This is a genomic window from Methylomonas sp. Uni0011 (assembly GCF_056850255.1).
This window is the reverse complement of the sequence record NZ_JBVVNO010000004.1, coordinates 246,551-266,416: the sequence shown is the minus strand read 5'-3', so window position 1 is coordinate 266,416 and position 19,866 is coordinate 246,551. Positions and strand designations below refer to the sequence as shown.

The 19,866-nt window shown below is 55.3% G+C and carries 19 protein-coding genes; 14 read left to right on the top strand and 5 right to left on the bottom strand.

All coding sequences use genetic code 11. The annotated features are described in order from the left end of the window. The first annotated feature begins 43 nt into the window (after nucleotides 1-43). The 7 genes from minC to AC0IM9_RS08425 all read left to right on the top strand — a co-directional run bounded on the left by minC (nucleotide 44) and on the right by AC0IM9_RS08425 (nucleotide 7,106). Nucleotides 44-751: a septum site-determining protein MinC gene (gene minC / locus AC0IM9_RS08455; RefSeq protein WP_482803704.1), complete on the top strand. Its 708-nt coding sequence runs from the start codon at nucleotides 44-46 to the stop codon at nucleotides 749-751. A gap of 21 nt (nucleotides 752-772) precedes the next feature. Next, a complete protein-coding gene (minD, locus tag AC0IM9_RS08450) occupies nucleotides 773-1,585 on the top strand; it encodes a septum site-determining protein MinD (protein ID WP_140911462.1) in 813 nt (270 codons plus the stop codon). Further along, entirely contained in the window at nucleotides 1,585-1,839 is a 255-nt protein-coding gene (gene minE / locus AC0IM9_RS08445; RefSeq protein WP_140911461.1) for a cell division topological specificity factor MinE, read from the top strand. The genes minD and minE overlap by 1 nt, the downstream gene beginning before the upstream one ends. Nucleotides 1,840-1,928: 89 nt before the next feature. Further along, entirely contained in the window at nucleotides 1,929-2,126 is a 198-nt protein-coding gene (locus AC0IM9_RS08440) for a winged helix-turn-helix domain-containing protein (protein WP_140911460.1), read from the top strand. Nucleotides 2,127-2,430: 304 nt separating this feature from the next. Then, a complete protein-coding gene (locus tag AC0IM9_RS08435; RefSeq protein ID WP_140911459.1) occupies nucleotides 2,431-5,208 on the top strand; it encodes a glycosyltransferase in 2,778 nt (925 codons plus the stop codon). 217 nt (nucleotides 5,209-5,425) lie between these two features. Continuing rightward, nucleotides 5,426-6,664 carry a sialidase family protein gene (locus tag AC0IM9_RS08430; protein WP_482803703.1) on the top strand — a complete coding sequence of 413 codons (1,239 nt, stop codon included), beginning with the start codon at nucleotides 5,426-5,428 and terminating at the stop codon, nucleotides 6,662-6,664. 103 nt (nucleotides 6,665-6,767) lie between these two features. Continuing rightward, a complete protein-coding gene (locus tag AC0IM9_RS08425) occupies nucleotides 6,768-7,106 on the top strand; it encodes a small ribosomal subunit Rsm22 family protein (protein ID WP_482803702.1) in 339 nt (112 codons plus the stop codon). Nucleotides 7,107-7,135: 29 nt separating this feature from the next. Here the strand turns inward: AC0IM9_RS08425 and AC0IM9_RS08420 are convergent, their stop codons facing one another. Both AC0IM9_RS08420 and AC0IM9_RS08415 read right to left on the bottom strand, forming a co-directional pair. After that, nucleotides 7,136-9,616 carry an ABC transporter permease gene (locus AC0IM9_RS08420; protein WP_482803701.1) on the bottom strand — a complete coding sequence of 827 codons (2,481 nt, stop codon included), beginning with the start codon at nucleotides 9,614-9,616 and terminating at the stop codon, nucleotides 7,136-7,138. Next, complete coding sequence (locus AC0IM9_RS08415; RefSeq protein ID WP_482803700.1) at nucleotides 9,613-10,305, bottom strand: ABC transporter ATP-binding protein; 693 nt, start codon at nucleotides 10,303-10,305, stop codon at nucleotides 9,613-9,615. The genes AC0IM9_RS08420 and AC0IM9_RS08415 overlap by 4 nt, the downstream gene beginning before the upstream one ends. Here AC0IM9_RS08415 and AC0IM9_RS08410 point away from each other — a divergent pair. Continuing rightward, complete coding sequence (locus tag AC0IM9_RS08410; RefSeq protein WP_140911454.1) at nucleotides 10,304-10,906, top strand: arylesterase; 603 nt, start codon at nucleotides 10,304-10,306, stop codon at nucleotides 10,904-10,906. The two genes, AC0IM9_RS08415 and AC0IM9_RS08410, sit on opposite strands and share 2 nt — an antisense overlap. A gap of 16 nt (nucleotides 10,907-10,922) precedes the next feature. Here the strand turns inward: AC0IM9_RS08410 and AC0IM9_RS08405 are convergent, their stop codons facing one another. The 3 genes from AC0IM9_RS08405 to AC0IM9_RS08395 form a co-directional block, all read right to left on the bottom strand. Further along, entirely contained in the window at nucleotides 10,923-11,942 is a 1,020-nt protein-coding gene (locus tag AC0IM9_RS08405) for a glycosyltransferase (RefSeq protein WP_140911453.1), read from the bottom strand. Nucleotides 11,943-12,010: 68 nt separating this feature from the next. Then, on the bottom strand, nucleotides 12,011-13,105 hold the full coding sequence (locus AC0IM9_RS08400) for a hypothetical protein (protein WP_482803699.1): 1,095 nt from the start codon (nucleotides 13,103-13,105) through the stop codon (nucleotides 12,011-12,013). Between the two features lie 235 nt (nucleotides 13,106-13,340). Continuing rightward, on the bottom strand, nucleotides 13,341-13,748 hold the full coding sequence (locus AC0IM9_RS08395; RefSeq protein ID WP_278210456.1) for a hypothetical protein: 408 nt from the start codon (nucleotides 13,746-13,748) through the stop codon (nucleotides 13,341-13,343). A gap of 366 nt (nucleotides 13,749-14,114) precedes the next feature. On the opposite strand from AC0IM9_RS08395, the gene AC0IM9_RS08390 reads away from it, so the two are divergent. The 6 genes from AC0IM9_RS08390 to AC0IM9_RS08365 all read left to right on the top strand — a co-directional run bounded on the left by AC0IM9_RS08390 (nucleotide 14,115) and on the right by AC0IM9_RS08365 (nucleotide 19,808). Continuing rightward, nucleotides 14,115-15,533, top strand: coding sequence for an acetyl-CoA carboxylase biotin carboxylase subunit (locus AC0IM9_RS08390; protein ID WP_482803698.1), 1,419 nt, complete (start codon nucleotides 14,115-14,117; stop codon nucleotides 15,531-15,533). A gap of 15 nt (nucleotides 15,534-15,548) precedes the next feature. Then, on the top strand, nucleotides 15,549-17,372 hold the full coding sequence (oadA, locus tag AC0IM9_RS08385) for a sodium-extruding oxaloacetate decarboxylase subunit alpha (protein WP_482803697.1): 1,824 nt from the start codon (nucleotides 15,549-15,551) through the stop codon (nucleotides 17,370-17,372). A gap of 141 nt (nucleotides 17,373-17,513) precedes the next feature. Next, nucleotides 17,514-18,482, top strand: a complete 969-nt coding sequence (locus AC0IM9_RS08380) for an L-threonylcarbamoyladenylate synthase (protein ID WP_482803696.1) — start codon at nucleotides 17,514-17,516, stop codon at nucleotides 18,480-18,482. Between the two features lies 1 nt (nucleotide 18,483). Continuing rightward, the gene (gene tadA / locus AC0IM9_RS08375; RefSeq protein ID WP_482803695.1) at nucleotides 18,484-18,960 is read left to right on the top strand and encodes a tRNA adenosine(34) deaminase TadA; all 477 of its coding nucleotides are present in this window, start codon (nucleotides 18,484-18,486) and stop codon (nucleotides 18,958-18,960) included. A gap of 279 nt (nucleotides 18,961-19,239) precedes the next feature. Further along, nucleotides 19,240-19,380, top strand: a complete 141-nt coding sequence (locus tag AC0IM9_RS08370; protein ID WP_186289503.1) for a hypothetical protein — start codon at nucleotides 19,240-19,242, stop codon at nucleotides 19,378-19,380. Nucleotides 19,381-19,490: 110 nt separating this feature from the next. After that, entirely contained in the window at nucleotides 19,491-19,808 is a 318-nt protein-coding gene (locus tag AC0IM9_RS08365; protein ID WP_482803694.1) for a hypothetical protein, read from the top strand. The last annotated feature ends 58 nt before the right edge of the window (nucleotides 19,809-19,866 follow it).

The following is a 19,866-nucleotide window of genomic DNA, read 5'->3' as shown; positions in this document are numbered from 1 at the left end:
AAAATAAATGTCTACCGGCGCACCAATTACGCAAAAAACAGCTTTGGAGTTCAAAAGCACGTCGCTGACAGTGCCGGTATTGCTGCTAGCCGGTAATGACGTGGTCCTGATCGATCAACAATTGCAGGAAAAAGTCGCGCAAGCGCCCGAGTTTTTTAAAAATTCGCCGCTCTTGATCGATTTGCAAAAGCTTAACGCTCAAAATCTCGAACTGGATTTTACCGAAATCGTCGCTTTGGTCCGCAAACACGGGTTTATGCCGATCGGTATTCGCGGTGGCAACCAAAAACAAACCGACGATGCTCTGGCAACTAATTTGCCGCATTATTCCCTGCATGGCGCCAATGCGCCGCTCGCTGCCAACAAACCTGCCGCAAAAACATTGCCGCCGCCAGTTGCTGAAGAGCCGAAGCAGCAAACTCAGCTTGTGGAAAACAAGCTGGTCGTGCAACCGGTCCGTTCCGGGCAACGGGTCTATGCGAAAGGGGATTTGATCGTTACCGCAACGGTGAGCGCCGGCGCCGAAATCATGGCCGAGGGCAATATTCACATCTACGGTTCGCTCCGCGGCAGAGCTTTGGCTGGCGTGTTGGGCGATACTGCTGCCCGTATTTTCTGCTCGGACCTGCAAGCCGAATTGATTTCAATCGCCGGGATTTACCAGCTGAGCGAAGATTTGAGCAAATATCCGGCGCATAAGCCGTTACAGATCAGTCTGGATAATCAAGCCCTGATTATTAAAGAGTTTTAAGCTTTTCTTGGAGGAATAATTTTGGCCAGAATAATCGTAGTAACATCGGGAAAAGGTGGTGTGGGCAAAACCACGACCAGTGCCGCGATCGCGATGGGTTTGGCGAAGCGGGGGCACAAGACTGCCGTGATCGATTTCGATGTGGGGCTGCGCAACCTCGATTTGATCATGGGGTGCGAACGCCGCGTGGTTTACGATTTGGTTAACGTGATCAACAATGAAGCGACTCTGAATCAAGCCTTGATCAAGGACAAGCGCTGCGAGCAACTGTACATACTGCCCGCCTCGCAAACCCGCGACAAAGATGCGTTGACGACCGAAGGCGTCGGCAAGATTTTGGAAGAGTTGTCCAAGGACTTTAAATACATCGTTTGCGACTCGCCGGCGGGAATCGAGCGCGGTGCTACACTTGCCATGTACTTTGCCGATGACGCTTTCGTCGTGACCAATCCGGAAGTATCGTCGGTTAGGGATTCGGATCGTATGTTGGGCATTCTTGCCAGCAAGTCGCGGCGGGCGGAAAAAGGCGAAGAGCCGATCAAGGAATACCTGCTGTTGACCCGTTACGCACCGGATAGGGTTAAGTTGGGCGAAATGTTGAGTGTCGAAGACGTCCAGGAAATTTTATCCCTCCACCTGTTGGGCGTGATTCCGGAATCGAAGTCGGTATTGAACGCTTCGAACTCCGGCACCCCGGTTATCTTGGACGAGCAAAGCGATGCCGGTCAGGCGTATGCTGATATCGTTGCCCGTTATTTAGGCGAAAACAGACCACACCGTTTTATCGAGGAAGAGAAGAAGGGCTTGTTTAGCAAGCTGTTCGGGAGCAAGTGATGAGTCTCTTAGATTACTTCAGATCGTCGAAGACCAATACGGCGTCTTTAGCCAAGGAGCGGCTGCAAATTCTGGTGGCGCACGAACGGGCCTCGCGCAACCAGCCTTCTTATTTGCCAGAACTACAAAAAGAACTATTGGCAGTAATTCGTAAATATGTAAATGTCGGGCAGGATGCTATCACCGTTAATTTCGAACAGGATGGCAATCAGGAAACACTCGAACTGAATATCGTGTTACCTGACGAGCGTTAGTTGCGTTTGCTTGTTTGACAAGGCTTATTCCGGTGTTGTGCTGGATCAAGCAGCCGATTTTTTTGTTGTGCAAATGATGAGGAGTTGAAATGGTAGATACAATTGGCGAAGCAGCTGGTGCAGTCTGGCAATTTCTGAACGCGAATGGCGAAGCCAGCGTGAATAAGATCACCACCGAAACCGGCTTGGGCAAAAACGAAGTGCAACGGGCCATCGGCTGGTTGGCTAAAGAAGACAAGCTGAATATCGAGATGAAAGGACGCGTCGAGACCCTTTCGTTGAAGTAACAGTTTTCCGCATACCCGCTTAAGACAGGGCTAAGCGAGGCAGCTTTCAATACTGGCAATGTGTCCGGTGATCAGTTTGTCGAGCTTTTCGGTCTGAGGCGGGTATTCTCAATGCCGCGAGGTTTTTAGGTAGCCTGTTGCCTGACTGGAATTGCGGCCCGCATATGGCTGGCGTTCGGCATTACGTCGAAAAGATCTTGCCTAAGTCTGATTGATCCGCCGACGGATTGGCGCGGGTAGCGCCGTAAGAATTACAAAAATACCGTTTAACAAATTTTCCAATAATGCGGAGTCTTTCTGTCGAATGAAAGCCAAAATAGCCACATTTCTCACCCTAGTCCTGTTGGTTTTGATCAACATCGGTATCTGGTCCTACATCAATAACCCGTTACAGCTTCCGTCTTGGAGCGACACGATGATGGGGGTAACTTTTAACCCCAAGCAGCGCGATTTCAATCCGCAGGATGGTATCTTTCCGACCCGCGAACAAATCCAGGCCGATGTCGAGCTATTGTCGGGCAAGGCGCATTCAATCAGGACCTATACCGCATTGGAGGGTATGGAGGTCGTGCCGGAATTGACCGCGAAAAGCGCGTTGAATCTGGCGATGGGCTGCTGGGTGGATTTGGTCGAGGACGAAGAAAGCGAGGAGAACCGGCAAAAACGGTTGGACAAGAACCAGCGCGAAGTCGAGAGTTTAATCAACCTAGCCAATCAATATCCGAAAACGATCATTCGGACGCTGGTTGGAAACGAATCGCTGTTGCGGGTCAGAAACAAGGTCAGCGAACCGGTCGCAAAGCGCGTGCGCGACGAGTTTGGCGGTCAGATGGCGGAGCAGGAACTGCAGGATAAAATCAAAGCCGAGATCAATCTTGAAGTTACCAACAAAGCCAATGAACTGATCGAATATATCCGCGAAGTCAAAAAACGCACCTGGAAGCCGGTCAGTACCGCCGAGACCTGGGATATATGGGTCGACCATCCGGAATTGGCGGCCGAAGTCGATTACATCGCGGTGCATATCCTGCCGTATTGGGAGGGCATTCCGGTCGAATTGCCCCAAGGCGCGGAAGGCGATAATGCCGTCGAATACGTGTTCAAGCGCTACTATGAACTGCAAAAGCTTTACCCGGATAAAACCATCGTCATTACCGAGGTGGGTTGGCCTTCCGATGGTCCGCCGCAAAAAGCCGCTACGGCTTCGTTGGCGAATCAGGCCAAGTTTTTACGCGAATTCCTGAACCGCGCCACCGCCGAGAACGTGATTTACTACGTGGTCGAGGCCTTCGACCAGCCGTGGAAAATCAAGCTGGAAGGTACCGCCGGCGCGTACTGGGGCCTGTTCAATGCCGATCGCCAGCCCAAATTCCCGATGGAGGGCGACGTATTGGCCAATCCGACCTGGCGTAATTGGGCCAGCGGTGCGGCAATACTCAGTATCATCCTGATGGCGGCCTTCTTGTTTACCCGGAAAAGCTTGAAACTGCCCGGTAAATTCTTCTTCGGCATCGTCGCCAACTTGGCGGCATCGGTGTTGTTCTGGTCGGCTTCGATAGCGGCAGCCCAATACCAAACCGGTTTCTCGGTCGTGTTTTGGGCGATTCTATTGATGATGCAGGCCATGGCAATCCTGGTGCTGTTGACCGAAAGCTTGGAAATAGCGGAAGTGATTTGGCATCGAAAAGGCCGTCGTACCTTCCAGCCACTGACGCCGCCGGCCGGTTTCCGTTACCCGAAAGTCTCGATCCATCTGCCGATTCATAACGAGCCGCCGGAAATGGTACGCAAGACTTTGAATGCTCTGGCCAAGGTCGATTATCCGAATTACGAAGTGTTGGTGATGGATAACAACACCAAGGATCCGACAGTATGGCAACCGGTGCGCGACGATTGCGACCGTTTGGGCGAGAAATTCCGCTTCTTCCATTTGGACAACTGGCCTGGTTATAAAGCCGGCGCGATCAACTATGCGCTGGAAAATACCGCAGACGATGCCGAAATTATCGCGGTGATCGATAGCGATTACATTTTGTCGCCTGATTGGTTGAACGCCATGGTGCCGTACTTCGACCAGGAAAATGTCGGTTTCGTCCAGTCGCCCCAAGACTACCGCGACGCCCACCAAGGTTCATTCAAAAACATGTGTTACTGGGAATATGCCGGTTTCTTCAACATCGGCATGGTACAGCGTAACGAATACAACGCCATCATCCAGCACGGCACGATGACGATGGTGCGCAAATCGGCGTTCGAAAAAGTTGGCTCCTGGGGTGAATGGTGTATTTGCGAAGACAGCGAACTGGGTTTGCGTTTGTACGAGGCCGGTTACGATTCGGTGTATTGCAAAGAATCGTTCGGCCGCGGCTTGATGCCGGATACCTTCTCCGGCTATATGACGCAACGCTTCCGTTGGGTGTACGGTGCGATGCAAATCATCAAAAAGCATTGGCGGCATTTCCTGCCCAACAAGAAGTCTTCGCTGACGTCGGCGCAACGCTATTACTTTGTCGCCGGCTGGTTGCCGTGGTTTTCCGATGCGTTGGCCTTGCTGTTTACCGGCACCAGTTTGATTTTGACGGCGCTGATCGTCGCCGATCCCAAGCACAGCGAATTGCCGGTAAATGCCTTCCTGTTGCCGACGATAGGCTTGTTTGCCTTCAAGATCGTGCGCGGTTTATGGTTGTACAAGGCGCGGGTGGCGTGTTCGATGTTGCAGGCCTTGGGTGCGGCGCTGGCCGGCCTGTCGTTGACGCACACTGTGGCGCGCGGCACCTTGCAGGGTTTGTTCACCTCAGGCAAGCCCTTCATGCGTACGCCTAAATACGAACAGCAGGGGCCTCTGGTCGCCGGTCTGTTGATCATCTGGCAAGAGCTGTTACTGCTACTGCTGTTGGTCGCCGGCATTGTGGCGATGCGCTCCGTCGAGCATTTCGACAACTTGAGCGGCCGGTTATGGGTCGCGGTCCTGGCGGTGCAATCGGTACCGTATATCGCCACTTTTATTACGATTCTGATCAGTGTCGCGCCGAATTATTTTCCGGGTAAAAAACTGTCGGCCGACGAATTGGATACCGAATAGCGGGGTTTAGCTTACGGGACACCCAGCCTCGGCCGGTAACGGCCGGGGCTTTTTTTTGCGAAGCTGCGCAAGGTTAAAATCGGCGTTGGTGAGCCGGATTTTTCGGCATCATGCAAGCGGAGTGGCGCGCGGCTGCCGGGACGGCGATAATCTGCGAAAAATATAATCAATTTGTTGCGGCAACCCGGCTGCAACGTTTCAACACGCCGAATGACATATGAAAATATCCAAACTATTCCTAGCCTTAATCACACCGTTTGTGGTTTCGGCTTGTGCGACCGATGCCGTACCCGTCGATCAAAATCCGGCTGCCGCGCAGCAAGGTGCGGTAAACCAAGCCGACTGCACCAAAGCGCAAGCATTGCCGCAGCGTGGGTGTTCCGATACCGTGACGGCCAGCTTCGACTCAAACGGTACACTCTGGATCGCGTGGGTGCAGCAGCAGCATATTTATCTGCAAACCTCGGATGACGGCGGCCGTAGTTTTTCCAAACCGGTTCGGGTTAATGCCGACGCCGAGGCGATTGCCGCGCACGGCGAATATCGGCCGAAAATCAAAATTGGCCCCGAAGGCAACGTTTATTTGACGTGGACTCAGAGTCTGGAAAAACGCCACACCGGCCATATCCGTTTCAGCCGCTCTACCGACGGCGGTAGAACCTTTTCCAAGCCGGTAACGGTCAACGACAATCTTGACGTTATCAGTCATCGTTTCGATGCGTTGGCGCTGGGCAAAAACGGCGAAGTGTTTATCGCTTGGCTAGACGCTCGGGACAAGGAAAAGGCTAAAGCTGCCCAGCAGGAATTCAACGGTACCGCGGTCTATTACGCTTGGTCCGACAATGGCGGAGCAAGCTTTTACCCGAATAAAATTGTCGCGCCGCATAGCTGCGAATGTTGCCGTTTGGGCGTGGAAATCGCTCCCGACAACCGCCCGCTAGTACTGTGGCGGCATGTCTATGACGGCAATATCCGCGACCATGTCTTGTCCAAGTTCAGCGATTGGCATACGCCGGGGCCGGTGCAGCGGGTCAGCCACGAGAACTGGAAAATCGATGCCTGTCCGCACCATGGTCCAGGGTTGTCGATTACCGACGATGGCACGATACACGCCGTTTGGTTTAGCGGGGCCCCCGACAATCAGGGCTTGTTTTACGCACATTCGCTAAAGGGTGCGGCCGAGTTCTCCCAGCCCTACCGGCTCGGCAATCCGGGCGCCAAACACCCTCAAGTATTGGCGTTGGGCCAGCGGCTGGTGGTAGTCTGGTCGGAGTTTGACGGCAGTAAAAATTTGGTCAAATTGATCAAGTCCGACGACGGCGGCAACCGCTGGACTCAGCCCGAGATCGCGGAAGCAACGCCGGATGCGGCAGACGATGCTTTTTTACTGAGCGATGGCGACCGTATTTATTTGTCTTGGCAAACCGCTGGCGGTTATCGGTTCCGGGAGATATAAATCTTTTCCGCCGGGCTCGCCAGCATTTGTACCCGGCAAAGCGAACGGCGGCGGGAATCTTGTCGGGACAGGTCGGCACATTTTCTGACACGGGGAGTTCGGATTGAATCAGGAAGCATCGTCATGGTCGGGCGGCGACCGCCGCAAAAGCCGCTACCGCAGCCAGGGATTTACGCGGGCGTCATTGATTACCTCGGCGTCGAGTTGCGCGGCCTGGCTAACGGTTTTAATGCCCGCCACCTTAGCAACTGCGGCGCCCGGGCCCAATGTGTTCGACGGGGTTATGATTTTCGTCACCGTGTTTTTGGTCTTGGATATCGGCGGCTTGGGCGTGGCAGCATTTGCGCTGGTCAATACCAAGTTCAATAGTTCTCTGGCAATCTACGGTGTGTTATCGAATGTGGTTTGCATCGTCTTAAACCTGTCGCTGATTTCCTTTTGAGCCGGTTTCGGCTGTAAAACAGGTAGCTCTTAACGCCGCAATACCCGTAACGGTGCTTGTCTGACTACGTGGCGTACTCCCCAATACCCGGCCAGGGTCACTCCGGTAACGCCGACGGCCGGCAAGGCCAGCCACAGATAAACATGGGCCTGGAACTGGATTTGCATGACGCGGGTATACAGCATATACAGTATCGACTCGGTCGCCAGCGTTGCCAGCAATCCTGCGGACAGCCCCAAAACGCAAAATTCGATCAAATGACTGCTCCTTAAAAAGCTGCGCCGCGCCCCCAACGTACGTAGCAACGCCCCTTCGTAAATCCGTTGGTCCAAGGTGGAATAGACTGCGGCGAACAACACGCTAAATCCTGCTGCCAGCGCAAAATATAAAATCAGATTAATCGCTTGGGTTAATTGGGCCAGTATGGTTCTGAATTGCTGCAGAATCTGCTCCACCTCCAGAACCGTCACCGCCGGATATTTTTTTAACAGTGGCGGCAGCAGATTTTTTTGCGCTTCGGTCAGATGAAAACTGGTCATGTAGGTCGCCGGAAAACCGGTCAGAGTGCCCGGCGAAAAAATCATGTAAAAATTGGGGCGCATGGTGTCCCATTGTACGCTGCGCAGATTTGCCACCGTGGCGGTGAGTTGGGCGTCTCCCACTGTAAAACCGAGCTGGTCGCCGGGGCGGATACCCAAATTGTCCGCCAGTTTTTTCTCCACCGATACCTGGCCGGGGCGGTCCGCCTGCCAAGCTGCGCCGTCGGTGATTTGATTATCCTCCGGAAACCGGTCGGCCCAGGTCAGGCTCAGTTCGCGCTGCGTGGCAGCTTCGCCTTGGCTGTCTTTGCTGACTCGACCTTGCACGGCTTCGCCGTTAATGGTCACCAAACGACCGCGGACCACCGGATAAAAATGGCTGTCCGGAACCTGATTGCGATGCAGGTCGTCCTGAAAATCGGCCAGAGACGACGGCAGGATGTTGATCGCAAAATGGTTGGGAGCCTGATCGGGAAGTTGCCGGCGCCAATCGTCCAAAAGGTGGCTGCGCACGCTGAAACTTAAAGCCATTGCGGTCAGCGTGATGCCGAATGCCAAAATCTGGCCGATGCTGGCCCGGCCGTCGCGCAACAATCCGCGTAAACCGAAGCGCCAAACCAAGCCCAGCCGCGGCAGCAGCCGTCGCGATAAATGCAAGATGCCCTGAATCGCCAGCCCCAAGATCAGCAAAACGGCAAAACCGGTGCCGATAATCGCGAAAGTGAGTTTCGGATCGCCCGTATAACGCCAGATCAAACCGGCCACGACGCTGGCAGCCAAGCCGTAGACCAGCCAGCCGCTGCCGGGTAAAGGTTCCAGCTCCCGCCTTAGCACGCGTAGCGGCGGGACTGCTTGTAAGCGCAACAACGGCGGCAAGGCAAAACCCCATAAGATGATCAAGCCGGTGGCAATGCCGTAGACGATCGCCAATTCCCCGGGATCGGCCAGTGTTTCCGGCAACAGATTTTTCAGCAATTGAAACAAGCCGTACTGGGCCAGCCAACCCAAAGCGCAACCGGCTAAGCTGGTGGCCAAGCCTAATACCAAGAATTGGACGGCGTAGAGTCTTAAGATTTCCGCTTGCGTGCAGCCTAGGCAACGTAGTAAGGCCGTGGTGTTGAAATGGCGTTCGCTGTAGCGACGGGTGGTCATCGCGATCGCAACGCCGGAGATCAAGGTCACGACAACGCTGGACAAGCCCAGATAGCGCTCGGCGCGCTGCAACGCAGAGCCCAGCTCGGGCCGGTCCCGGCGAATATCCAAGATTTTTTGCGAAGGATTCAAGTTCGGTTGCAACCAGGCCTTGAATTCGGCCAAAGTCTGTTCGCTGCCGATGAACTGGTGAGCGTAATGGACTCTACTGCCGGGCTGGACCGCGCCGGTGGCGGCCAAATCGTCCAGATGCATCATCACGCGCGGCGAGAAGCTGTAAAAATCGCCGCGTTTGTCCGGCTCGTAACTGATCAGTCTGGTCACTTTCAGCGCTTTTTCGCCGACGGTCAGTGTATCGTTCAGCTGCAATTTCAGGGCGGGCAGCAAGCGTTTGTCGATCCAGGCCTCGCCGGCTGCCGGGCCGTGATCGGCGACGGATTCGTCTTGTAGATCGGCGTCGCGAGTCTTCAGGCGGCCGCGCAACGGATAGCTGGCGCTGACCGCTTTGACCGATGCCAGCTGCATTTCGCCGTTCTCCAGCAACATGCTGGGAAACTCGACCGTTTGCGATCCGCTCAGCGCCAGTTCGTCAGCCTTTGCCAGCCATTTCGGACTGGCCGGGGCCGGTCCGGCCAACACCAAATCGCCGGCCAGGAATTCGGCGGCTTGCAAATTCATTGTGCGTTGCAGCCGGTCGGCGAACAAAGAAATCGACGTAGTGCCGCCTACTGCAATTAACAATGCCAGGGCCAGTAGCGTCAGTTCGCCGGAGCGGGCGTCGCGCCACAGCAGCTTTAAGGCCAGGCGAAAGCGCGTCATACGATGCTCCCGGCTTCCAGATGGATGGTGCGTTGGCAGCGGGTCGCCAAAGACATGTCGTGGGTCACCAGAATCAGTGTGGTGTGTTGTTCCTGGTTCAATTCGAACAACAGCTCGACGACTTTGGCACCGGTAATTCGGTCCAGGTTGCCGGTCGGTTCGTCGGCGAACAATATTGCGGGCCGGGTAACGAAGGCGCGGGCCAGGGCTACGCGCTGTTGTTCGCCGCCGGAAAGTTGCCGCGGCGTGTGCTTTAGGCGTTGAGCCAGGCCGACGCGTTCTAACAGGGCCCGCGCCGATTGCTCGGCGTCGGCCGCGCCGCTCAGTTCCAGCGGCAGCATCACGTTCTCCAGCGCTGTTAAACCGGGCAGTAGTTGAAACGACTGGAATACGAAGCCGACCAATTCGTTGCGCAGCAATGCCCGCCCGTCTTCGTTCAAACTGGCCAAGTCGCGGCCGTCGATTTCGACCGAGCCGCTGCTCGGAGTGTCAAGGCCGGCCAGCAGGCTGAGCAGGGTCGATTTGCCTGAACCGGACTCGCCGACGATGGCGACACTTTCGCCGCGCTTGATGATTAGATCGACCGATGCCAAGATATGCAGGGTGCCTTCGGATGTTGGAACCGCTTTGCCAAGTTTATGGGCGCTGATGATGGTGGAAGCGGAGTGATCGGAACGAGTGTTTGTCATGTATAGCGTGGTCCTTGCCTTAGTATTGAGTATTTTGCCTGTTTGCGCGTCCGCCAAATCGATTGTCGTGCTTGGAGACAGTATTAGTGCCGGTTACGGTATCGAAGTTCAGCAGGGCTGGGTGGCTTTGTTGCAAAAAAAAATTACCGCGCGCGGTTTCGACTATACGGTCTATAACGAAAGTATCAGCGGCGATACTACTGCCGGCGGTTTGGCCCGGCTACCGACGATTTTGGCCAAACACAAACCGGATATTCTGTTTTTGGAGTTGGGCGCCAACGACGGTTTGCGCGGGTTGTCGCCGGAGGAAATGGAGGCCAATTTGGCCGCGATCATAGGCCGGTCGTTACAAGCCGGGGCGAAAGTGACCTTGCTGGCGATGAAAATTCCACCCAACTACGGTAAGCGCTATGTGGAGATGTTTTACGATATTTACCCGGAGCTGGCGCAGGAGTTCAAGATATCTTACGTACCGTTTATTCTGGAAGACATCGTGTTGCGGCCGGAGTTGATGCAACAAGACGGCATCCACCCCAATGCCCTGGCGCAGCAGATCCTGGCCGACAAAATCTGGAAGCACTTGCAGTTTCAGTTGAAGTGATCGGACTCCGGCTTTGTCATGCTCGGATGGCCGGGGATTTCCAGGAGCCGGACCGGTAGCGGGCCAGATTTTCCCGAAACGGGCTGCCTTCCCGACACTCCCAGTAGCCGTAGAGTTGGCCTAGATTGTTGTAAAAGCTGCGGACCAGAATAATCGTCGGCACATAAAGCCAATATCCCGGCCTCAAATTTTGGTTGGCTGTCAGGTTGGCGATTACCGGATTCACCAACGTGAAGTACAGGAAGCCGAGCACGGTCAACGTAATCAGCCAAAACCCGTTGAGCCAAAACCCGAACAACAGTGATGCCATCCACACCGCATGGTTTCGCAGATGGTAAAGCACCGCTTTTAAATCGGCTTGACCAATCCGGCCGGTCCCCTTGCCGTACAGATAATATTGCTTCGCGAGTTTTTTCAGATTCGGCCGTGGCCGCCAGGATACGATTGCGTTCGGCGCCACCGCAACCCGGCAGCCGAGCGCTTTGGCCCGTTGCGCAAACAAGGTATCTTCGGCGGTATACAGCCATTCCGGATAACCGCCCACATCCAGCCAGACGCTTTTGCGGAATGCCGAATTACGGCCGTGAAATACGCGGTCGGCTTCGTTGGCGGCATTGCCGGAGGTTGACAATTTGCCGGCGAAAAATTCGAAATCGTTTTTATGCTCGACATTGCGTACGCCGGTAACTGCGCCGTAGCTAGGATCAGCCAACAAGGGGGCGACCAGTTCCGCCAGCCAGTTGTCTTCCGGGCGGCAGCCGCCGTCGGTGACGGCTATGATGCTGGAGTTCGCGTGGGCGATGGCAATGTTGCGGCCGGCGGCAATATTCACGCCGTTCTCGACCAAAAATTTCAATTTGGGGTTCTGGGCGGCGTAATCCTGCAACACTTCCAGTGTCCCGTCCGTGGAACCGCCATCGACGATAACGATTTCGTCCGCTTGGCGGGTTTGGCGGAAAAACGCGTCCAGCAACTGTCTGATGCTTTCGCGCTCGTTAAGTACGGTGGAAATGATAGCTACGGTTTGATTGGGCATGGTCACAGGCGCGAGCAAGTCTAGTTATTGCAAAAGCTTAATATACATTGGCTGATATTGGCTATTTGTCAGAGCGGATGGTCGAAATAATCGCCGTCGATGCCGCTCCGGTACCAATCGGTTAAAACATTCTCCGCTAGCGCCGGGTTGCTGTAGATCTGGTAGCGGTTGCCGTGCGAGCTCAAGGCCTCGTACCCCAGTTCCCGGAATAAGGCAGTCAATCGTGGTGAAGCCACTTCGAGGTTGCCCCAACTGATACCGAGTTTCCGCCAGTAAGCGAATAAGTGGTACAGCAAACCGCGTATAGCCGGTTCGTCCTGCGGCGGGTAGAACACGTCGCGCAGTACGGCCATATCGATCGACTCGGCGAGCTGTTGCCGGTGCCAGATGGCGTACGCGCGCAATTCCCCCGAGCGGTCGCGCAACGCCAGCATTTGCAACGGGCAGGTCGGGAATTCGAACAAGCGCCAATTCAAATAGCGGCTGCTGCGTTCCGCGCACGACGGGTAGGCCGTTTTGGCGCGCTCCCACAGTGAATCGAACTCGGAGCCGCAATGGCTGATTTCCGCCATAGTGAAGTCGGGATGGGACAATTTTCTGTCGCGCCAACGTAAACTGAGGTCGCAAAAGCTGCCCAGAATTTGCCCTAATCGGTTGCCGACCCGCTTCTCCCAAGAACCGCGGTAACCGATCCTTAGCCGAAAAAAATCGTTGGATTCGCCGCCGATTTTGAGGAAGCCGCAAGCTCCGAAGGATTTCTGCGTGATAATGCCGGCCGTGACGCTGCCGTTGATGTCGGACAAGCCACAGCTGAATCGAATCAGCCGGGTCGCCAGGCCCTGGCCTCTGAATTCCGAGTCGATGCATGTATTTGCGCCGAAGGCGATTATCCTAGACTGCCCGTTCAACCACCAAGGTTGAGCAAACATGGCCCTGAAGCCTACCAGACGCGAGTCTAGCCAAACGCCAACGCCGGGGCCCGGCAGTGCGTTTTGCCAGGGGTTATGCGTGATCCGTTGCTCGAACCATCGGTGTATGTATTCCGGATGGTGGCGGAATTCGTCGAAATTAGCTATCGCAATCCGAATACATGCGCCGATATCTTCCGGCTGAAGTGTACGGAACTGAAATTGGTCTGCCGTATCGGGTACGGAGTGAGGCATCGGCGATTCCTAAAGTTCATGGCTAACAAGCTGTTCAAAGTACCAACCGGCTGCAATAGCCTGCGGCAATTATTAGCCAAATCTCGGCCGCTGCCAAATAAGCCGCCGCTAATGACAGAGCAGCGAAGTTGTCGCGCGGCTGGTCGCCGCACTTGTGATGTTAGATGTGCTTTGGAAGCAATCAAAACAGACGTGACCGGAGCGGCGCCGGTCCGGTCACGCAAGCCGGCAGGCGTCAGGATACGATACTGCGTTTTTTACGGCTTAAAATAGCCAAAAGGCTGCCGAGCAGAAACCAAACCGTACCAGGGAGGGCGGCTTTCAGATTTTGCAGCGGTAACGCTTCAAGCAACGAGGGTGTACCGAGCCAGCCGAAAAATGCGGCTTGCATACCGAAATCCAGCCAGTGTTGCAGATCGGTTACAGTTTCGCGGACTGCTGAGCTAGCGTCGCGCTCTGCTTGTTCGGCAAAGCTGAGTGCGGTGTCGCTCCAAGATAAAGCTGTGGCGAATTGTTGGGGCGGATTGAGGAACACTGCCTGTGACCAGTCTGGAACAGCCCTTGCCGTTATTGGTACCAGGGCAGCCGCGAGTGGTAGGCAGAACAACAGTAAAACCAGAAGTAGAGCTTTGTTTTTTTCCATAATGAACCTCGAAAATCATTGATTACTTTGGAGGTGACAACCCTGAGCCTAGGCCCAGGCTTCCTGTGCATTATCAGGATAGCATCATATGTGCCAATTTCAATAGGGCTGGTTAGCAGGGATTGTGGGGACTTACCCGGGGACTGTGTGCGGATTGCGACATGGGAAACCCACAAATTGTGGCTAACGCAGCAAGTTGTCCGATCGGTGATGCCGGTTTCAGAGGCATTACAGAGCGACATTTTCCGGCAGCTTTCGGCTTGCCTGCCGGAGTGCCGCCAAGCTGGATACCCACCGGTTTTAAGGTTGAAAGATATCGATAACTTGTTAGAGTAGTAAGCGTCCCCGAACCGCAATGGAAAAATCATGCTACGCAAAATCCTGATCGCCAATCGCGGCGAGATCGCCGTCCGCATTATTCGCGCCTGCGCCGAGATGGGCATCCGTTCGGCGGCGATTTACTCCGAGGCAGACCGGTTTGCCCTACACGTCAAAAAGGCGGACGAGTCGCACTATATCGGTAGCGACCCGCTGGCCGGTTACCTGAATATTTACGGTCTGGTCGATTTGGCCTTGCGCACCGGTTGCGACGCAGTCCATCCCGGTTACGGCTTTTTGTCCGAAAACGCCCAGTTTGCCAAAGCCTGCCAGGAGCGCGGTCTGGTGTTCATTGGCCCGTCGGCCGACGTGATTCACCGGATGGGCGACAAGACTGAGGCTAGGGCGGCAATGAAGGCCGCCGGCCTGCCGGTTACGCCGGGTTCGGACGGCAATTTGGACAGTGTCGATCATGCCTTGCAAGTCGCCGAACAGATCGGTTACCCGATCATGCTGAAAGCCACCTCGGGCGGCGGCGGCCGCGGCATCCGCCGTTGCGACAATCCCGACGAACTCCGCCAAAACTTCCAGCGGGTGATTTCCGAAGCGACCAAGGCCTTCGGTAGCGCCGACGTGTTTTTGGAAAAATGCGTGGTCAACCCGATTCACATCGAAGTGCAAGTGCTGGCCGACCACTTCGGCAACACCATCCATCTTTACGAGCGCGATTGCTCGGTGCAGCGCCGCAACCAAAAATTGATCGAAATTGCGCCGTCGCCACAATTGGATGAAGCGCAACGCCAGTACCTGGGCGGCTTGGCGGTAATGGCGGCCAAAGCGGTCGGCTATACCAACGCCGGCACCGTGGAGTTTCTGCTCGATGCCAACGGTCGCTTCTATTTCATGGAAATGAATACCCGGGTGCAAGTCGAGCACACCATCACCGAGACCATCACCGGCGTCGATATCGTCGAAGAACAAATTCGGGTTGCTGCCGGTTTACCGCTGCGCTTCAAGCAGGAAGAAATCGTGCGCCGCGGCTATGCCATTCAATTTCGGGTCAACGCCGAAGACCCGAAAAATAATTTCCTGCCCAGCTTCGGCCACATTACCCGCTACTATGCCCCCGGCGGTCCCGGTGTGCGCACCGACACCGCCATCTATACCGGCTATGAAGTGCCGCCGTTTTACGATTCGATGCTGGCCAAGGTCATCGTCAGCTCGATGACTTGGGAAGATGCGATCAATCGCGGCGAACGCGCCTTGAAAGACATGGGCTTGTTCGGCATCAAAACCACCATTCCCTATTATCTAAAAATTCTCGGTCATCCGGATTTTCGCCGTGGTCGGTTCAACACCGGCTTTGTCGAAGCTAATCCTGACCTCATCAACTATTCCAACAAGCCGCGACCGGAAATTCTGGCGAGCGTGCTGGCGGCGGTTGTCGCTTCCCATACCGGCCTGTAAGCCAAGGACACCAAGATGAGCAAAGTTTATGTAACCGACGTTATCCTCCGCGACGCCCACCAATCCCTGATCGCCACGCGGATGCGCACCGAAGATATGCTACCGGCCTGCGCCATGCTGGACGATATCGGCTATTGGTCTCTGGAATGCTGGGGAGGCGCGACTTTCGACGCCTGTCTGCGTTTCTTAAAGGAAGACCCATGGGAAAGACTGAGCAAACTGAAAGCCGCTTTACCCAATACCCGCCTGCAAATGCTGTTGCGCGGCCAAAACCTGCTGGGCTATCGGCATTATTCCGACGACGTGGTGCGTAAATTCGTCGAGACTGCCGCCCGCAATGGCATGGACGTGTTTCGAATCTTCGACGCGCTGAATGACATCCGCAACCTGGAAACGGCGATCGAAGCCACCAAAGCCGCCGGCAAGCACGCCCAGGGCACCATCTGCTACACGACCAGCCCGGTACACGACATCGCCAGCTTTATCAAACTGGGTAAAGGCTTGGTCAATTTGGGCTGCGACTCGATTGCCATCAAAGACATGGCCGGTTTACTGACCCCCTATATTGCCGGCGAATTGATCAAAGCTTTGAAAGATGCCGTCGATTTGCCGCTGCACCTGCATTGCCATGCCACGGCCGGCTTGGCGGAAATGTGTCAGCTCAAGGCCATCGAAGCCGGCTGCGAACATGTCGATACGGCCTTATCCTCCTGGGCCGGCGGCACCAGCCACCCGCCCACCGAATCGTTGGTCACCGCGCTGCGCGGTACCGATTACGACACTGGGCTGGATTTGGATAAGCTGCAAGCGGTGAACGACTATTTCGCCGAAGTCCGCAAAAAATACCGCCGCTTCGAAAGCGAATTTACCGGCATCGACACCCGCGTCCACATCTTCCAAGTCCCGGGCGGCATGATCTCAAACCTGGCCAACCAATTGAAAGAACGCAACGCACTGGACCGGATCGACGAGGTGTATAAAGAAATCCCGGAAGTGCGCAAAGACTTGGGCTATCCGCCGCTGGTGACGCCGACCTCGCAAATCGTCGGCACCCAGGCGGTGCTGAACGTGTTGATCGGCAAGCGCTACGAGACCATCAGCAACGAGGTCAAACGTTATCTGCACGGCGGCTACGGCAAGGCACCGGCGCCGGTCAATCCGCAATTGCTGGCGAAGGCGGTGGGTAAAGAGGAAATCATCGAATGTCGGCCGGCGGATTTATTGAAACCGGAATTCGAGCATCTGCGCAACGAAATTGCTCATCTGGCTTTGAACGATGAAGATGTGCTGAGTTACGCGATGTTTCCGGAAATCGGTAAACAATTTTTGGAATTGCGCTCCACCGACAATCTGGTGCCGGAGCCATTGGAATTGGAAGAAGCGGCTAAGCCGGGCGAAGTTAAAAAAGCCCCGACCGAATTTAATGTGGCGCTGCACGGCGAGCAATACCACGTTAAAGTCACCGGTGCCGGCCCCAAAAATCAAAGTTTGCGGCATTTTTACTTCACCGTCGATGGCATGCCGGAAGAGATCGTCATTGAGACGCTGGACGAAATCGTGCTGGACGGCGGCGCCCAAGGTGCAGTGCAAAGCGCGATCGCCAGCAAGCGGCGTCGGCCCAGCGAGCCGGGCGATGTCGTGACCAGCATGCCTTGCAACATCATCGACGTATTGGTCAAGGAAGGCCAGAAAGTCAACGCCGGCCAAGCCTTGCTGGTCACCGAAGCCATGAAGATGGAAACCGAGATCACCGCGCCGATTGCCGGCAGCGTCAAAGCCATTTATGTGGCTAAAGGCGACGCGGTTAACCCCAACGAGGTATTGGTGGAAATAAATTGAGAGAAAAGCAGCAAGACGAAAGGTAAAATAGCGCGCTTTGCTTAATCGCCTAAACTTTACCGCCAAGGTGTGCAGCGCGCCGGCCATGAAGCGATTGGCCCGTCCGCTGTTTTTGTATTCGACCTTTCGTCCGGCTCTACCGTGAAACCAACCCCCGTCACCGAAGCATCCATCCAGCACGCCGCCGACTTACTGCGCCATGGTCAGCTAGTCGCGTTTCCGACTGAAACTGTTTACGGCCTGGGCGCTGACGCGTCCAATCCGGAGGCGGTGGCGAAAATTTTTGCGGCCAAGGGCCGGCCGGCGGACCATCCGTTGATCGTGCATATTGCCGGTGCCGAGCGAATGGCTGATTGGGCCGACCAGGTACCGGAGGCTGCCTGGCGGCTGGCTGAACAATTCTGGCCGGGTCCGCTGACGATGATTTTAAAAAAACGCGAGTCGGTGCCGCTGGCGGTGACCGGCGGCCAGGATACCGTGGGGTTGCGGGTGCCCGCCAATCCGGTGGCGTTGCGCTTGCTGCAGGCGTTTGGCGGCGGCGTCGCCGCGCCATCGGCCAATCGTTTCGGCCGCATCAGTCCGACCGAAGCCCAGCACGTGGCCGAAGAATTGGACGCCAGTGTGGCTTGTATTCTGGACGGCGGCCCCTGCGCGGTGGGAGTGGAATCGACGATCATCGACCTCAGCGACCAGGTCCCGACCATCCTCCGCCCCGGCCGCATTACCCGTAGCCAACTCAAAGCCGTATTGCATGCCGACATTCGACTCTCCTCGCAAACCAAGATTCGGGCGCCGGGCATGATGGCCGTGCACTATGCGCCCAACACGATGGCCTTGCTCTGTCCGGCCGATACCTTGATTGCGATGGCCGACGACCTCTGCGCCAAAGGCCAACACATTGGCATTCTGGCATTCAGCGCCGAGATTGCTGAAATTCCCTGTCTGCATATTCTCCGGCTGCCGGCCGATGCCGAACTATACGAACCGGCCCTCTACAGCTCGCTTCGGGCTCTGGACAATCTGCAACTTGATACGATTCTGATCGAGCAACCGCCCGATAACGAAGCCTGGGCCGCGGTTAACGACCGCCTGAACAAAGCCACGGTCTGAAATGAACGACGACGAATGGATGCGCCATGCCATCCGGCTGGCGCAGCGCGCCGAAGACCAAGGCGAGGTGCCGGTAGGCGCGGTGCTGGTGCTCGGTAACCGTTGTATCGCCGAAGGCTTGAACCAACCGATCCAAACCAACGACCCGACCGCTCACGCGGAGATCGTCGCGTTGCGCAAAGCCGGCCAAGTCCTCGACAACTACCGTTTGATCGATACCACGCTGTATGTGACGTTGGAACCCTGCGTGATGTGTATGGGTGCCATTGCCCACGCCCGGGTCAGGCGCCTGGTGTTCGGCGCTTACGATCCGAAGCGCGGGGCGGTCTGCCATGCGCTGCAACTCAGTGATGCGGAATTTTTAAATCACAAGGTGGAATGGACCGGCGGGGTATTGCAAACGGTTTGCGCCGACTTGCTCGGCGACTTCTTCAAGGCCCGCCGCGAACGATCGAGAAATCCGGGCCGGAGTGCATAACGTCTTACCGGTATTTGACGGCGCGGATTGCTTCAATAAATCGAGCGATAGCTGGTTTCGTGAGTCGGTTCACAGATTTGTGTTTGAGCCTTAGCTCGGGGCTGAGACGGTAACGCTTGATCTGCGAATTTACATTAACATTGAGATGTAAGCGGTTGACATGTTTAAGTCCTGAATAATCAATGCTTTAACTGAACTTTAATCTAGTTGCTTTTTGCCGGTTTTGTGTGAATACTCGCCCTCCCTAGTTTATTTTTGCGGTTAGTTTCGGGGGTGGGTATGAAGATGGTCGTCGTCATGTTGTCCGGTTTGGTAATCGGTGGTTTGGTCGTTATTGCGGCGTTGCAATTGATACGCGTGGTCGGCAAAGAATTTATAGATTTGATGGCTGAAGCCTGGCATAGCGCAGAAACGCATTGACCGATTATTTGGCTGGCATCGAATTGTGCCGTTTACGGTTGACGAATTTGCCGAAATTCGTCACTCTGTTTGGACATGCGCAACAGTTTCAATTTTCGGGGATGCTAAAAATGAGTTCGGTCAACAAAATTTGTGGAGTCCTGCTGCTCGGTCTGGTTAGCAGCGTGGTTCAAGCCAGGGAAGTCAACTATTGCAAGGTTTTGCGAACTTTCGACGATAAGGATGCCAGCGCGGCTCCCGCAATAAAATACGAAGATTGTTCCGGCGTCGCCTTTATCGATTATGCCAAGTACTACGTCGCCGCCCGCTGCTGGGCTGGATCTTACGATCTGCTCGAGGGCAAATGCGATTCGGTAAAGCCTGAAGCCGCCGAGGACGTTACTGCTGAAGACATTATGCCTGCGGAGCCGGCCGAAACGGAGCAATAACGCATAGCGAATAGGTTCAACCGGGGTATCGAAAGCCGCTTTAAACAGCGGCTTTTTT

Excerpts from the sequence above, each read along its gene's own strand:
- minE (WP_140911461.1), top strand. The coding sequence starts at position 1,585 with ATGAGTCTCTTAGATTACTTCAGATCGTCGAAGACCAATACGGCGTCT.
- AC0IM9_RS08440 (WP_140911460.1), top strand. The coding sequence starts at position 1,929 with ATGGTAGATACAATTGGCGAAGCAGCTGGTGCAGTCTGGCAATTTCTG.
- AC0IM9_RS08435 (WP_140911459.1), top strand. The coding sequence starts at position 2,431 with ATGAAAGCCAAAATAGCCACATTTCTCACCCTAGTCCTGTTGGTTTTG.
- AC0IM9_RS08430 (WP_482803703.1), top strand. The coding sequence starts at position 5,426 with ATGAAAATATCCAAACTATTCCTAGCCTTAATCACACCGTTTGTGGTT.
- AC0IM9_RS08420 (WP_482803701.1), bottom strand. The coding sequence starts at position 9,616 with ATGACGCGCTTTCGCCTGGCCTTAAAGCTGCTGTGGCGCGACGCCCGC.
- AC0IM9_RS08410 (WP_140911454.1), top strand. The coding sequence starts at position 10,304 with ATGTATAGCGTGGTCCTTGCCTTAGTATTGAGTATTTTGCCTGTTTGC.
- AC0IM9_RS08415 (WP_482803700.1), bottom strand. The coding sequence starts at position 10,305 with ATGACAAACACTCGTTCCGATCACTCCGCTTCCACCATCATCAGCGCC.
- AC0IM9_RS08405 (WP_140911453.1), bottom strand. The coding sequence starts at position 11,942 with ATGCCCAATCAAACCGTAGCTATCATTTCCACCGTACTTAACGAGCGC.
- AC0IM9_RS08400 (WP_482803699.1), bottom strand. The coding sequence starts at position 13,105 with ATGCCTCACTCCGTACCCGATACGGCAGACCAATTTCAGTTCCGTACA.
- AC0IM9_RS08395 (WP_278210456.1), bottom strand. The coding sequence starts at position 13,748 with ATGGAAAAAAACAAAGCTCTACTTCTGGTTTTACTGTTGTTCTGCCTA.
- AC0IM9_RS08390 (WP_482803698.1), top strand. The coding sequence starts at position 14,115 with ATGCTACGCAAAATCCTGATCGCCAATCGCGGCGAGATCGCCGTCCGC.
- oadA (WP_482803697.1), top strand. The coding sequence starts at position 15,549 with ATGAGCAAAGTTTATGTAACCGACGTTATCCTCCGCGACGCCCACCAA.
- tadA (WP_482803695.1), top strand. The coding sequence starts at position 18,484 with ATGAACGACGACGAATGGATGCGCCATGCCATCCGGCTGGCGCAGCGC.
- AC0IM9_RS08370 (WP_186289503.1), top strand. The coding sequence starts at position 19,240 with ATGAAGATGGTCGTCGTCATGTTGTCCGGTTTGGTAATCGGTGGTTTG.
- AC0IM9_RS08365 (WP_482803694.1), top strand. The coding sequence starts at position 19,491 with ATGAGTTCGGTCAACAAAATTTGTGGAGTCCTGCTGCTCGGTCTGGTT.